Raw genomic sequence first — 15,303 nt, 5'->3', positions numbered from 1 at the left:
GCAATTGGTTCAGACCAAACGATTTGTCAAGGAGGTAATCCCGCAGTCTTTACGAGTACCACATCAGGAAGTGGAAGTGGTACGATCAGTTATAAATGGGAATCAAGTACAGATGGTACAAATTGGACAGATCTAGGAGTTGCTACAGCTACTTACGATGCTCCAGCCTTAACGACCACGACACAATTTAGAAGAACAACAATCTCTACAGAAAACGGAGTCGCTTGTGAGAGCGTCCCAACAGCAGTAGTTACAGTCACAGTTCAAGATACAGTCATTGCAGGCGCAATTGGTTCAGACCAAACGATTTGTCAAGGTGGTGATCCCGCAGTCTTTACGAGTACCACATCAGGAAGTGGAAGTGGTGCGATCAGTTATAAGTGGGAGTCCAGTACAGACGGTACAAATTGGACAGATGTAGGAATTGCTACAGCGACCTATGATGCTCCGTCTTTAACAGCAACAACTCAATTTAGAAGAACAACGATCTCTACAGAGAACGGTGTAGCTTGTGAGAGCGTCCCAACGGCAGTAGTTACAGTAACAGTTCAAGATACAGTCATTGCAGGCGCAATTGGATCAGATCAAACGATTTGTCAAGGTGGCGATCCCGCAGTCTTTACGAATACCACATCAGGAAATGGAAGTGGTACACTTAGTTATCGATGGGAATCCAACACGAATCTAACAACACCAAGTTGGAATGTAATTTCAGGAGCAAACTCAGCTACGTATGATGCTCCATCTTTAACAGCAACAACTCAATATAGAAGAACAACGATCTCTACAGAAAACGGAGTTGCATGTGAGAGTACACCAACGTCAGTAGTTACAGTAACGGTTGAGCAGTGTGCTGATTTAAGTTTAGATAAAACAGTAGATAATATAGAACCAAATGTAGGAGATATAGTAACATTTAGTTTAACAATTAGTAATGAAGGACCTAATACAGCGACTGGAGTAAATGTAGGTGATGTGTTACCATCTGGTTATAATAGTATTATTAATATAAGTAATGGAGGTGTTTTAAGTGGTAGTACAATTTCCTGGAGTAATTTAACAGTTCCATTGAATGGATTGGTATTAACTTATCAAGCAACAGTAAATGCTCCAACAGGAGTTACTGATGAGTATAAAAATGTTGCAGAAATAATGACAAGTGATGCAAAAGATCCTGATAGTACTCCTGGAAATGGAGATGAGAATGAAGATGATTATGATACTGTAGAAATAACCTTGATAGGAACTGATTTAGGAATCACAAAAGAAGTTGATATTGAAGAACCTGAAGCTAATTTAGATGTAGTATTTACAATAAGATTAAGAAATAATGGACCAGGTAGAGCAACTAATATTGAGATTGAAGAAGTTTTACCATCTGGATATGAATTTAAATTTTATACAGCAAGTTTAGGAATATATGATGATATTAGTGGAGTTTGGTCTATTAATTCATTAGATTCCAATAGTTCAGCTGAATTAAAAATTACTGTAAAAGTAAATTCTAATGGAGATTATGTGAATACAGTAAGTATAATAGATTTGGATCAATATGATAGTGATCCATCAAACAATTCAGCAACAGCTAGAGTAATACCAATTTGTTTAACAGTATTTAATGAATTTACACCTGATGGTGATGGAAATAATGATACATTTGTAATTAATTGTATAGAAAATTACCCAAATAACACATTAGAGATTTATAATAGGTGGGGTAATATTGTGTACAAAAAGGTGAAGTATGATAATACATGGAGAGGAGTTTCAAATGGGAGGGCAACTTTTATAGAAGGAGATAAGTTACCAGTAGGAACGTATTTTTATATATTAAATTTAGGAGATGGCTCGAAACCAAGAACAGGTTGGTTATATATTAATAGAAAGAATTAAAATAGAACTAAGGAATAATTATATGAATAAAATTCATAATAACATCACACTTTTTTTGATTGCATTTTTTTCAATTTTAACAATGCATTCACAACAAGACCCTCAATATACTCAGTATATGTATAATACTATGAGTGTAAACCCTGCATATGTAGGTTCGAGAGGTCATACGGTAATTACAGGTTTAGCCCGAACTCAATGGGTGGGACTTGATGGTGCTCCAGATACACAAACATTAAGTTATGATACACCTTTAGGATATAGCGGAGTTGGATTAGGAGTAAATTTAACCAATGATAGAATTGGCCCTGCTAGTGAAATTTATTTGGATGTAAATGCATCTTATACAGTAAGAACTAGTGAAGAAGGTAATTTAGCATTTGGTCTAAAGTTAGGGGGTAGACAATTAAATGTCGATTGGTCAAAAGGGCGATCAGAAAGACCCGATAGAGCATTTGCTGCAAATATTAGTAGATTTTTACCAACTATAGGAGCTGGTATTTATTATCACACACCTAAATGGTATTTAGGAGCAGCTATTCCAAATATTTTAAGAACCGAACATTATGACGATAATTTTAATGGAGGTGATGTAGCTACAGAAAGATTGCACTTTTTCTTTATAGGTGGATATGTTTTCGATTTAAATGAAAATATAAAATTTAAGCCAGCAGTTTTAACAAAAGTTGTAAATGGTGCACCATTGTCGTTAGATGTTTCTGCCAACTTTTTATTCAATAAAAAATTTAGAGCTGGAGTTGCTTGGAGATGGGATGATTCTATCAGTGCATTATTAGGATTTCAAGCAAATGACAGTTTTCATATAGGATTTGCATACGATTTAACAACTTCAAATCTGAGCAATTATAATTCAGGAACTTACGAAGTTATGCTTCGATGGGAAATATTTAGAGAGCAAGTAATGAAATCACCTAGATTCTTCTAAACCTATACGTATGAGAAAAATAATACTATTCACGTTAATATTATCAACAACTATTGGTTATTCACAAAGAAGATACGCTGCTAACCGATATTTTAATGAATACGCGTACAAGAAATCTGCTGAGTTATATGAAATTTTATATAAAAAGGGAGACTCTTCTCAAACTATATTAAGTAGGTTAGGAGACTCTTATTATTTTAATATCGAACCTAAAAAAGCAGAGAAGTGGTATAAAAAAATGATGGATAATTATGAGTTGCCATCAATTTCTCCAGAACATATTTTTAGGTATGCACAAGTATTAAAAAGTAACGGAAAAGTAAAAGAGTCAGATACTTGGTTGCGAAAATTAAAAGAAGTAAAAGGAGACGATAGTAGAGCGATAGCCCTAGATAATAATGAAGATTACTTTGTGAATTATACGAATAAAGAAAAAACGTTTGTAAACATTCATAACTTATCTTCAAATACTGAATATTCTGATTTTGGAGGATTTATTTATGGAGATAAATTATACTTTGCATCTACACGACCAGAAGGTACTAAATACGATAAAAAGCTGTATAAATGGAATGATCAGCCTTATCTAAATATGTATACTTCCAAAGAAATTTTTGATAATCTAAACCATGTTCTTGATGTAGATAATGTAGAGAAATTAATAAGTGTTAACACTCGTTATCATGAGTCTAATGCGATATTAACCTCAGATGGTAATACTATGTATTTTACTCGCGATAATTACGATGGAAGAAAATTAAGAGGAGACGAAAAAAGAGTTACGCATTTAAAGGTTTATAAAGCAAAGAAGGAAAATGGAATTTGGGGAGAAATAAAAGAACTACCGTTTAATAATAATGATTATTCTTGCGGGCATCCCGCATTAAGTCCAGATGAAAAAACATTATATTTTGTTTCGGACATGCCAGGAGGTATTGGAGCTACGGATATTTATAAAGTAGCAATTAATGAAGATGGATCTTATGGAGAGGTACAAAATTTAGGTAAAACTATTAATACAGAAGGAAGAGAAATGTTTCCATATGTTGGTAGTAATGATGTGCTATATTTTGCTTCTGATGGTCATTTAGGTTTAGGAGCTTTAGATGTTTTTGAATCAAAAAGAAATAACGGACAGTACACAAATCCAGTAAATTTAGGAAGTCCGGTAAATGGTCCGTTAGATGATTTCGCTTTTGTGATTAATGAAGAATTAAGTAGCGGATTCTTTTCATCAAATAGAGAAGGAGGAAAAGGAGATGATGATATTTATAGTTTTTTAATTTATCGTTGTAAAGAAGATATTACAGGAGTAATTACTGATAAAAAAACAGGTAAACCTATTAGCGAAGTTATCGTTAGGTTAATGGATGAAGAAGGAAAACAAGTTGCCCAACAAATCACGAAAGCCGATGGTAAATATATGTTTAAGCAGGTAGATTGTGATAAAATTTTTACTATAGTAGCCTCTAAAGAAGATTATAGAAATGCTACAAAAGCTACGACTACATTAGATGTTGACAAGAAATCAATTATTCAAGATTTACAATTAGAATCTTTAATAGTAGAAGATCAAATTGTAATTCGACCTATTTATTTTGATTTCGATTTATACAATATTAGAGAAGATGCTGAGTATGAATTAGAGCATATTGTTTCGGTATTAAAGAATCATCCAGAAATGGTTATAAAAATAGAATCTCATACCGATAGTAGAGGAACCAAAGATTATAACCGAAAATTATCTGATAGAAGGGCAAAATCTACTAGAGATTATATTTTATCTAGAGGAATAACTCCAGAAAGAATTCAAAGTGCTATTGGTTATGGAGAAGATCAATTGCTAAATCATTGTGATGATGCTAATCAAAAGAAATGTTCAAAAGAAGAACATCAGTTAAATAGACGTTCTTATTTTTATATTGTAAAAGGAGGAGACAATGTTAAAGTAACCAATCAAAAAGAATAATAAGTTAAAAGAGCCATACAATTTGTATGGCTCTTTCGTTTAATAAAAGGGAAAGAAAAGTGAGGGGCTAAAATTATCTTTTAAATTCTTTTTCGGTTGTAAAAGAATCAACTTCTAATTTTTTGTTTTCATTATTTATTTTATAAAAAATAGTTAGCTTTCCATTTTCAGCATTAGAACAATTATTAAGCTCTTTATATTTACCTTCTTTTAATAAGGCTTCAATAGAGTAATTTCCGCTTTTGCTAACTTCTTTTAAAAAAGTAGCAGATGTTTTAGAGCTCAACAAAAAATCAACTTTATAACATTTGTTATTTTCAACTAAAACAATACTATCTATTTTAGCAATTACAGGATTTTTTGCTTTTATTTCGATAACAAACTTGGTATATGGTTTTTGATTTGCTAAGCCAGGATATACTATTTTTTTCTTAGCAGAAAGAACTTCTAAATTACTCTTGCAACTACTCAAAATAAATAAAGCACTAATTAATATTAAGATCTTTTTAATCATTTATCGTACAATTAATTTTTTAGTAATTGTCTTACCGTTATTTTTAATATTTACAAGATATAAACCTCTAGAAAAATCATTTAAATCTACTTGTTTAGAAGAATTAGCTAATTTGAAATTCTTTACAACTCCACCAATAATATTATAAATAGTAACATTACTAGTACCCGATAAATTATTTAATTTAATAGTAAATTGTTTGTTGTTTGTAGGGTTTGGATAAAGATTTACTGCTGAATTAGGTAATTTGTTGTCTTCAGTACCTAGTGCAGAAGCTTCTATAGAAGTTTCCCAAACACCTCTACCGTAAGTTGCAGCTCTAAGTTTTTCTGTTCCGTAGTGAATTTCTAAATCGTGAACAATAACATTTGGTAATCCTTTACCTAAACGAACCCAATCATTTTTTGAATTAGTTCTATAATATACCCCTAAGTCGGTTGCTAAAAATAATTCTCCATCACTACTTCCTGTTTTATAAATTATTTTATGAGTAGGAATGTTTGGTAACGAACCTGTAATGTTTGTCCAATTTGTACCTCCGTTGTCAGATTTATATACTTTTCCGGTAGAATAACCTGAATAAGCGATATATACTTCTTCTGGTTTTGTAGGGTGTACTTCAATACTTTTTACATTTCCTCCTTGTGGTAAGTTTACGTTCGTCCAACTTGAACCGCCATTTATAGTTTTCTTAACACCAAGTTGCCCTGAAACATAAATTACGTTTGGATTTGAAGGAGAGATAGAAATAAATTCTATAGACCCAACACCAGAGTTTAAGTTAGTCCAAGTATCACCTCGATTAGTAGATTTATAAATGTCTGAAAATCCACCAAAAATAGTTTGAGGATTTGTAGGGTGAATTTCTAATTCCCATACAAAAGGAGCTCCACCAGGAGTATCCACTCTTTGCGCAGCAGTAGCAAAACCATCAAGAGTTCTATTCATTCCCCCATTTTGGCTACAAGTCCAAGCAATATTAGAGTTTGAATAATCCCATAATCCTTCTACACCATCACTTCCAGGATTTTCACCTTTAAAACCATTGCTTCCATCATAAATAGCTATGTCATTATCTTGGGCTCCCATAATTAATTTACCAGCATCTTTAGGAGTACCAGATACGTTGTAATATTGTGTAATTGCAATTCCTTCTGATAAATCTTCCCATTTAGTATCTTTAGAAGCATCTCCTTTAAAAATACCTCCATCATTGGTAGAAAAAGCAATGTTTGTTCCTGGAATAAACATCATATCGTGATGATCTGAATGAACATAAAAGTAAGGACTACCTGCTTCCCAATATCCGTCTAAATATTTTTCCCAAGTTGTACCTCCATTTTTAGATCTCCATCCTTCCATACCTCCTACTAAAATTAAATTAGTATCTAAAGGAGAAACAGCTATGGTAATGTTATATCCTCCTTGAGAAGCGTAACTTGATATTGTAGAAATAGTGGTCCAGCTGTTACCTTGATTTGTAGATTTTCTTACGACACCACCATTATCTACAGTTAAAATTAAATTAGGGTCTTTTGCTGTAAGTGCAAAATCTATTCGATCATTACTAGGAGTAGAGGCTACAGACCAAGAGCTACCATTGTTAGTAGAGATATAAAATTTACCCGCATTTGAAGTTGCATAAATTATGGTGTTGCTTCCTATTTTATATTCTATATCGTTAAAAGTAGCATTGTTTTCAGTAAATACATCAGACCAACTATTTCCTCCGTCGGTAGATCTTTTTATACTATTTAAAGTAGTAGCAAAAATTGTATTTGGGTTATTAGGGTCGATTAACAATTTACTTATCTTATTATTTTGCCCTAATGTAAATGTTAAGCCAGTTGTTTTCCATGTTTCACCAGCATCAATAGATTTTAAAACTCCTAAAGATCTATTTTGTCCGCCATCCCAATCTCCAGTAGCAAGGTATAAGATATTTGTATTAGTCGGATTTATTACAATGTCTGAAACTCCCATATTGGGAAAGTTATCACCTTTTGCACTCCAATTTTTACCGCCATCGGTAGTTTTCCAAATACCTCCACCCGGAGTACCAACGTACATAGTTTGTGTATCTGTACCATTAAAAGCTACGGTGTTAATTCTACCCATTCCTGGATAAAATGAAACTGAAGATTTAGGTAATTTTACAGGTCCAACTAAAGTCCAAGAATTAGATCTACTTCTTCTTAAATTTGAATGACGTTGGTTTTCTTTAATCCACTCGTTGTAGTTATGAGCTGCAGATACAAAAGAGCCATCGGGTTTAATTCTATCTTTCCAAAAATTAGCCCAACGCTCAAATTGTTTAATTTTTTTTCGACTATTTCTATCGCTTCTAGAGCGAGCATTTTTTAATGCTTTTTTGTTTTTAGATACAATTTCAAAATAGTTACTTTCTTTGTATAGAGGAGCCGACCTCCAATCTGAATTTTGAGATTGAAGTGTAAAACTCCCCAATATAAAAATAGATAAAAGGGTAATTTGTTTTTTCATTATTTACGTATAATTGATTAGTGTGTTCTTGAAAAAAAGGAACTGCAACCTAAAACAGTTCCTTATGTTTTGAGGGTGATTAATTTTAAAACCTTATTATGAAAAAAACTTTTTCAGCAATTTATTAAGTCCCTCAATTTGTTTATTGTTTCGAATAATGAGTTTATTTCCGTTATACTTAATAATTGTATTAGGTAAATCTCTTACTGTTTTAGTATTATTATTTATACTAAGTTTATTGAGTTCATTTTTTATCAATTCTATTTCTTTTTTTGTGCAAGTGAAGTTTTTTTGTCCAAGGGTGTTAACATTTTCCACCCCTATATAAACTACATTTCCATTAGGGTAAATGTATAAGTCAAACACAGGACATTTACCTAAACAAGCTGTTTTTCCGTAGTACAAAAAGCTTTGTTGGATTATATTTTTTTGAGCCTTACAAGAAAACAAACAGAATGATAAACAGATAAGTAAATATTTCATCTTTTAAGCTTAAGAAGCGCCAAAAGATTAAAGGGGTAAGCATTAAGAGGATGCTATCTTAAGGCGCTTTTGTTTTATTAATGTTTATGAGTTCTACAAGATTTACCAATTTTGTTAGCTTGTTTCCAAGAACCTGGTTCTGGTAAAATAAATGCTGGTTTAGTTCCTCTACCTCGTAAGTTTAAATTCTTGCGAATATGGTCTCTAAAAGCAACTAATTCTGATCTGTTATACATTAACAGTATTTTTTTCTCAGCAATAGTGTTTCCTTTAGGTTTGTCTTTTCTTGTTACAAAAGTTGCAAATACTTCGGCAATGTCTTCTGGCGGATTTGTGGCTGCATAAGCAGTTACATAACGATTTTTATACTTTTCATAAAAAGTACGTAACTCTTCTTGTCCTTTGTTTTTTGCAGATTGATATTCATTCCAAATATCTTTCCAGTGTTTTTGGTATAATTCATTAATATAAGAGTTGCTTTTTGCACAACCTTCTCCTGGATTATAAGTGTTACAATTACTTTGACTTGCTACTAACTGCGTATCGTTTAATGTTAGTACATGTCCAAATTCATGGATAATAGTATAAGCAAGCTCACCATTAGCATTAAAACCACCTTCATAGGCGTAGTTAATTGCTATCCCCATTTTCCAGCTAGATAAATCTTTCTTAATTTGTACAACAAAACCAGCACTACCAGTAGGTTCTCCATTATAAATTAAAAATTCACCTAATTTCTCTCGTTGATTCTTTGGAACAATTTTTTTAACCAATTCCCAAATTTCATTATGTTTCGAAACATCTTTTTGATATGCTAAATCTTTTCCTGAAACCTTATAATCGGTAACTTTATTAATATTTTCTCCAGCTATTTTATACAGTGTAATTTCACCTTCTTCTCCTTGAGATTGATTATTTCCATTACTTCCGTTATTGTTAGAGTCATTATTATCTGCAACAGTAGTGTTAGGAATTATGATTTCATCTTTATTACAAGACGAAAAAGTTGTTGTGAAAACTAAAAGGGCTATCCCAAAAAATCTCTTAAATACATTCATAATCATTGTTAATTTTAGGGTTAATAATTTCGCTTAGATGTTTATAAAACAGCTTAGAAGAAATTAACCCTACCTTGGTATCAGAAAAAAATTATTATGTTTGTTTTTCATGATGGATGAACAATCAGTTTGTAAGCCTAAAGTGTTTGAGAAAGTTTTTAATGAACATTCTGAAGCCTTAAGAAACTATATGTACTATAAAAGTGGTGATATGAATTTAGCCGAAGATATAGTACAGGAGAGTTATGTGAAACTCTGGAAGAATTGTGCTAAAGTATTACTTCAAAAAGCAAAATCGTTTTTATTTACTGTAGCTAACAATATGTTTTTAAATGATATTGCGCACAAGAAAGTTGTGTTGAAACATCAACAGCAAGGAGCAAAATCATATACAAATGAAAGCCCAGAATTTGTTTTACAAGAAAAAGAGTTTATGGTTAAGTTGCAAAACGCAATTGCCGATTTACCTGAAAAACAACGAGAAGTTTTTTTACTAAATAGAATAGATAAAAAGAAGTATAAAGAGATTGCTGAGATGCTAGGTATTTCTGTAAAAGCAGTAGAAAAAAGAATGTCGTTGGCTTTAAAAAATTTACGCGAAAAAATAGAATTTTTAAAGTAGGGTAATTTTAAAGTTACTTGTTATAGAAGTAAATGAATAAGAATATGGAAAATAAATACGATGATACTTTTTTAGCGAAATGGTTAAACAATGAGTTGACACCATTGGAGTTAGAGGAGTTTAAAAAATCTCCTAATTTTTCATTGTACGAAAAAATAGCTGATAAATCATCTGAGTTATCTGTTCCTACTTTTGAAAAAGAAAAACTATTTGCTAAAATTCAAAATAAAGTTCATGAAGAGAAGAAAGGAAAGGTAAAACCTCTTTTTACTCGTTGGATGTATGGAGCAGCAGCTTCTGTAGTAATACTTTTAGGTTTAGTATATTACTTAACATTATCAACTGTTTATGAAACAGGTTTTGGAGAGCAATTAGCATTTAAATTACCAGATGCTTCTGAAGTTATTTTGAATTCAAAATCATCAGTTAGTTTTAATGAAAAGCTTTGGAAGAAAAGTAGAAGCATAAACTTAGTAGGAGAGGCTTATTTTAAAGTTAAAAAAGGAAGTAAGTTTGTAGTTACTACGAAAGAAGGATTTGTAACTGTATTAGGAACGCAGTTTAACGTTAATACTAAGAAAAATTTTATAGAAGTTAAATGTTTTGAAGGAAAAGTAAAAGTGAAATCTGTTAATGATGAAGCTATTTTAACTCAAGGAAAAGCATTTAGACAAATTGAAAAAACTTCAGAAAAATGGAGCTTTAAAGAACAACAACCTAGTTGGAAATTAGGAGAAACCAATTTTACAAGCACGCCATTAAAGTATGTTATAAAAGCTTTAGAAAATCAATTCGATATTAAATTTAATACTTCAAGAATTGATCTAAACCAAAGATATACAGGAAGTTTTACACATGAAAATTTAAATATTGCTTTGCAAACTGTTTTTGCACCTATGAAAATAGAAGCTACATTTGTAGACGAAAAAACAGTTTTACTCGTTAAGCAATAAATGATTACAAGAAAACTTTTAATTTTTATTTGTTTTATACAAATTACCTCATTTGTGTATTCACAAAATAGAGCTGCAAAAGCACCTTTAAAAGAGGTGCTTTTGCAGTTAGAGAAAACATTTAATATTAAGTTTTCTTATTCTGATGCCTTACTAGAATCTAAAAACATAATTTATACTAGTACTAATAAATCACTTGAAAAAGTACTTGAAGATTTAGAAAAAAAAACAGGGTTAGTTTTTCAAAAAACTACAAGTAGATATGTTATTGTTTTAGAGAAAGGAATTCACATAAAAGGAACTATTTGTGGTTATGTGTTTAATGAATTTACCAATGTGCCAATAGTTGAAGCGAATATATATGTTAGTAATCGAAATATAGGGTCATATACAGATAGTAAAGGATATTTTGAGCTAAGTGGTGTACATAAGAATGATACGCTAAAAATTTCTTTTATAGGTTATAAAACATTAAAATCAATTATTCTTAATAATTCAAAAACTACATGTGAAACTTATTTAATCAAGGAGCGTACAGCTACATTAAATGAAGTTTTAATCACTAACTATTTAACAAAAGGTATTCTTAAAAATACTGACGGATCAGAAACTATTTATCCTCAAAATAGAGGGATACTTCCTGGATTAACTGAACCAGATGTTTTACAAAGTATTCAATTATTACCCGGAGTTCAAAGTCCTAATGAAACAGCTTCTGGACTAAACATAAGAGGAGGAAGTCCAGATCAAAACTTAGTACTGTTTGATGGTATTAGAGTGTATAATCCTGCACATTTTTTTGGAATGATATCGGCTTTTAACCCATATATAACACAAAAAGTAAATGTTTATAGAAGTGGTGTAAGTGTAGAATATGGGAATCATATTTCTGGTGTAATTGATATTCAAACAAATGATAAATTAGAAGAAAAATTCACAGGAGGTTTCGGTACTAATTTAACACATAGTGATGCCTTTCTTAAAATTCCTTTAGGCAAAAAGGTTAATCTATCACTATCTGGTAGACGATCTATTACTGATGTTCTTAATACCGTAACTTTTCAACAATTATCAAAAAAAGTATATCAAAATACTATAATAACACAGAATAAAACGAGTATTGACGATACTACTTTTGATAAAGAGAGTTTTTATTTTTCTGATTTTAATACTAAGCTTATTTTTCAACCTAACGAAAAGAATAAGTTTGTTATAAGTCAGTTGTATGTAAACAATAATTTAAATTATCAGTATGGAACTAACGATAATATGTTTTTACAGACAGATAATTTTTCAGTTAAAAATTTTGGATTTAATACTAAGTGGAATTATTCTTGGAATGATAATTTACAACTGAATGCATTATTTTATTTGAGCGATTTTAAATTAGATTATAATTTCATAGGTATTCAAGGAAAAAATAAAAGTATTACAGAAACTTCACTTAAAAATAATAGAATTAAAGAGTTTGGATTTAAAACATCATTGTCAAAGAGAATTAATCAAAAGAGTAGTGTAAAATTCGGATTAGAAATAACCAATAATAAAGTAAATTATTCGTTTGGTAGAACTTATGCTTTTGACTCAGAAAGTAATTATAATATTACGAACGATAATAAAAATACTACTTACGCTTTTTATGCAAAATATATACTTAAAAATAATGATAAATTCAATTTGAATATTGGATTAAGAACTAATTATTTTTCATTAACAAAAGATTATTTTCTTTCTCCAAGAATTTACACTCAATACAAAATATTACCGTTTATTTGGTTGAAATCATCTTATGAATTAAAACAACAGAATATATCACAAATAAAAGAATTTACTACAAGCGATTTTGGATTAGAAAATCAAGTTTGGAGTTTATCTGATAATAAAGAAGTGCCAGTTTTAAAGAGTAATCAATTAACAGGAGGTGTATTTTTTAAAAGAAATAATTGGCTAGTAGATGTTGATGTTTATTATAAAAAAGTGACAGGAATTACTTTACTTTCTAAAGATTTAGGAATAGATGCAGGTTTAACCGAAAACGGGAGTAGTATTTCTAAAGGAATTGATATTTTAATAAAGAAACAATGGGGTAATTATAACTCATGGATTAGTTATAGTTTTGGAGATACTCAATTTACATTCCCATCAATAAATAGCAATCAATCTTTTGCAGCAGATAATGATATTAGCCATAGTTTTGTTTGGTCTCACAGTTTAAAATTTAACCGTTTTAATTTCTCCTTAGGTTGGAATTATAGAACAGGAGTACCATATTCTAATCCGGTAGAAGATATCGATATAAATGGAAGTAGATTATTCTACTACGACAGGTTAAACGAAGTAAGGTTAAGAGATTATCACCGATTAGATTTTTCTACAACCTACAGTTTTAATTTTTCTGAAAGTAAAAAATGGAAAGGAAAAGTAGGCGTGTCCTTATTAAATATTTATGGGCGTAAAAACAATCTTAAAAGAGAGTTTAGTGTTGTTTCAGATGAGAATAGTAATCAAGAATTACAAACGATAGATACAAATTCTTTAGGCTTTACGCCGAATATTGTTTTTAGAGTTTCGTTTTAAGACTCCTTACTTTTTAGAAACTGTATGCCTAATATATTTTTCAATAACTACAGCAGTAATAATAGCAATATAAAATTGCCCTACCAAACCAATTAATATAGCTGCTTTTTGTGCCATCGGTGTAATAGGAACTATTTCACCATAACCAATAGTTAATAGGGTAATATATGCATAATACATTAAACTATCCATACGGATATTAAAAGCTTGTTCAGGATCTAATAATGTACCTGCAAAAGAGCCTGGTGACCATAATTCTATAGTTAGAAATAAGAAAAAAGCTAAAAAACCAAGAGAAATATAACCGCTCATTAACCCTAAGATTACTTTTTTATCTACTTGTTTTTCTGCCCAAACTTGCTTAATAATATGCCAAGTAACTACTATATAAAAGAAAAAGTAAATAAATAAGCGAACCCACATATAATCTTCAGTATCTCGTTTTGTAAGCATATCAAGTCCAAAGAAACCAAAAGCAAGAAAGAAAAAACTAAGAATTAACCATACGACTTTGTTTTTAGATACCATTAAAATTCCTGAAGTTATATTTAATAATAAGAAAATAGGCATCATAACATTTTCAAAATATTGAAGTGGAAATAGTAACGATCCAAATAAAACAAGTAATTGAGTACTTAAAAATATTTCAAATCGATGTTTGTATAAGTTTTTTATAAAGCTTTTCATTAGATAATTAATTTAATTAAGCATTAGAAATACTATGGATATTTATTTCTTTTTGTTTCCCTTTAAGTAATACTTTTCCTAAAAATGAAGTAGAAAAATTTTTATGGACAGTAAGCTTATCTAATAAACTTCCTGAAATAAGAAAAGGAACTTTGTGCTGATTGCATTCTTTTTGAATTCGAGCTGAAGTGTTTATAACATCTCCATGATAAGCAAGTTCTTTTTTAACAGTGCCAACTTCAGCAGCAATTAAGGTTCCGCCATGAACTCCAGCCTTAAACACAGGGAAGATTCCATATTTTTGAATGTAATAACTTTTTCTTGATTCTAATTGTTCTTGAAATCCAAAGAAAATACGAATACAGTTATTATCTTTAATCCCCTTTTTAAAAGGCCAACTAATTACAGCTTCATCACCAACATACTGATAAATTTCAGCATCATATTTTTGAACAATAGCGTTTAGATCGAAAAAACAATCTTGAATAAATTGACTGTATTTAAGGTGTTGCAATTCTTCAGCAATAGAAGTTGAATCTTTTAAATCAAGAAACATAAAAATACGTTCTTCCTCTTTAGGAGTTTTATATGCACCAATAAGCATTTTAAAAAATACTCCACTACCAAAGCGTTCTATAGCTATTTTAATAAAAGAAAAAACAAAGGAAGAAAGCAATATGAAAAAAAGTATACCCCAAATAGTTTTATCTTGTAGCCACCAACCTCTATGCGTCTTTATATCAATACCGTAAATTGAAGATACTACTGTTAAAGTTATAGTGAAAACAATAATGGTTACAACAAGTTCAATACTATTTTTTAATAAAAGTGATAAACCTAAACTCAATTTTTTCGACACAATTTTTTCGAAAAAGAATTCTATTGAAGCATAGAGAATACCAATAGCCAATCCAACAGCTAAGGAAGTAGTCAATAAATTAGAAAAGGAAATGAGTTCTTTGTATTCATCAGTAATAATGATTCCCTGTTCTTCAGATAACCCTAAAAACCTAAAAATACTATAACAAATTAGAGCAAAACTCCAAAATACTACGGATTGCCAAAGTAATTGAAAGTATTGCCCTAAGTTTGAGTTCAT

12 protein-coding genes are annotated in these 15,303 nt (G+C 30.4%); 6 read left to right on the top strand and 6 right to left on the bottom strand.

Features of this window, described 5'->3' with window-relative positions; genetic code table 11:
- From WH52_RS07480 to WH52_RS07470, 3 genes are all read left to right on the top strand, one after another.
- Positions 1–1,893 (top strand): T9SS type B sorting domain-containing protein (locus WH52_RS07480; protein WP_143592103.1); only part of this gene is annotated, 1,893 nt, incomplete at its 5' end.
- 22 nt (positions 1,894–1,915) lie between these two features.
- The gene (locus WH52_RS07475) at positions 1,916–2,839 is read left to right on the top strand and encodes a PorP/SprF family type IX secretion system membrane protein (protein ID WP_086030333.1); all 924 of its coding nucleotides are present in this window, start codon (positions 1,916–1,918) and stop codon (positions 2,837–2,839) included.
- A 10-nt stretch (positions 2,840–2,849) separates the two neighbouring features.
- Complete coding sequence (locus WH52_RS07470; RefSeq protein ID WP_086030304.1) at positions 2,850–4,808, top strand: OmpA family protein; 1,959 nt, start codon at positions 2,850–2,852, stop codon at positions 4,806–4,808.
- 73 nt (positions 4,809–4,881) lie between these two features.
- Here the strand turns inward: WH52_RS07470 and WH52_RS07465 are convergent, their stop codons facing one another.
- From WH52_RS07465 to WH52_RS07450, 4 genes are all read right to left on the bottom strand, one after another.
- Positions 4,882–5,322, bottom strand: a complete 441-nt coding sequence (locus WH52_RS07465) for a hypothetical protein (RefSeq protein ID WP_086030303.1) — start codon at positions 5,320–5,322, stop codon at positions 4,882–4,884.
- Positions 5,323–7,824 (bottom strand): T9SS type A sorting domain-containing protein, encoded by a 2,502-nt coding sequence (locus WH52_RS07460; RefSeq protein ID WP_086030302.1) that lies wholly within the window; start codon positions 7,822–7,824, stop codon positions 5,323–5,325.
- 96 nt (positions 7,825–7,920) lie between these two features.
- Complete coding sequence (locus tag WH52_RS07455) at positions 7,921–8,307, bottom strand: DUF6438 domain-containing protein (RefSeq protein ID WP_143592101.1); 387 nt, start codon at positions 8,305–8,307, stop codon at positions 7,921–7,923.
- Between the two features lie 77 nt (positions 8,308–8,384).
- The gene (locus WH52_RS07450; protein ID WP_086030300.1) at positions 8,385–9,365 is read right to left on the bottom strand and encodes a zinc-binding metallopeptidase; all 981 of its coding nucleotides are present in this window, start codon (positions 9,363–9,365) and stop codon (positions 8,385–8,387) included.
- 109 nt (positions 9,366–9,474) lie between these two features.
- On the opposite strand from WH52_RS07450, the gene WH52_RS07445 reads away from it, so the two are divergent.
- From WH52_RS07445 to WH52_RS07435, 3 genes are read left to right on the top strand one after another with little or no spacing between them, the layout of a single operon-like run.
- Positions 9,475–9,987 carry an RNA polymerase sigma factor gene (locus WH52_RS07445; protein WP_086030299.1) on the top strand — a complete coding sequence of 171 codons (513 nt, stop codon included), beginning with the start codon at positions 9,475–9,477 and terminating at the stop codon, positions 9,985–9,987.
- A gap of 44 nt (positions 9,988–10,031) precedes the next feature.
- Entirely contained in the window at positions 10,032–10,940 is a 909-nt protein-coding gene (locus WH52_RS07440) for a FecR family protein (RefSeq protein ID WP_158091361.1), read from the top strand.
- A gap of 54 nt (positions 10,941–10,994) precedes the next feature.
- On the top strand, positions 10,995–13,517 hold the full coding sequence (locus WH52_RS07435; protein WP_233131529.1) for a TonB-dependent receptor domain-containing protein: 2,523 nt from the start codon (positions 10,995–10,997) through the stop codon (positions 13,515–13,517).
- A gap of 6 nt (positions 13,518–13,523) precedes the next feature.
- On the opposite strand, the gene WH52_RS07430 is transcribed toward WH52_RS07435, so the two are convergent.
- Together WH52_RS07430 and WH52_RS07425 are read right to left on the bottom strand one after the other, a co-directional pair.
- Complete coding sequence (locus WH52_RS07430) at positions 13,524–14,204, bottom strand: potassium channel family protein (protein ID WP_086030296.1); 681 nt, start codon at positions 14,202–14,204, stop codon at positions 13,524–13,526.
- Between the two features lie 16 nt (positions 14,205–14,220).
- On the bottom strand, positions 14,221–15,303 hold the full coding sequence (locus WH52_RS07425) for an adenylate/guanylate cyclase domain-containing protein (RefSeq protein WP_086030295.1): 1,083 nt from the start codon (positions 15,301–15,303) through the stop codon (positions 14,221–14,223).

This window comes from Tenacibaculum holothuriorum (assembly GCF_002120225.1).
Taxonomy (GTDB): Bacteria; Bacteroidota; Bacteroidia; order Flavobacteriales; family Flavobacteriaceae; genus Polaribacter; species Polaribacter holothuriorum.
Note: the sequence above shows the minus strand (reverse complement) of the source record. Positions and strands in the feature narration are given on the sequence as shown.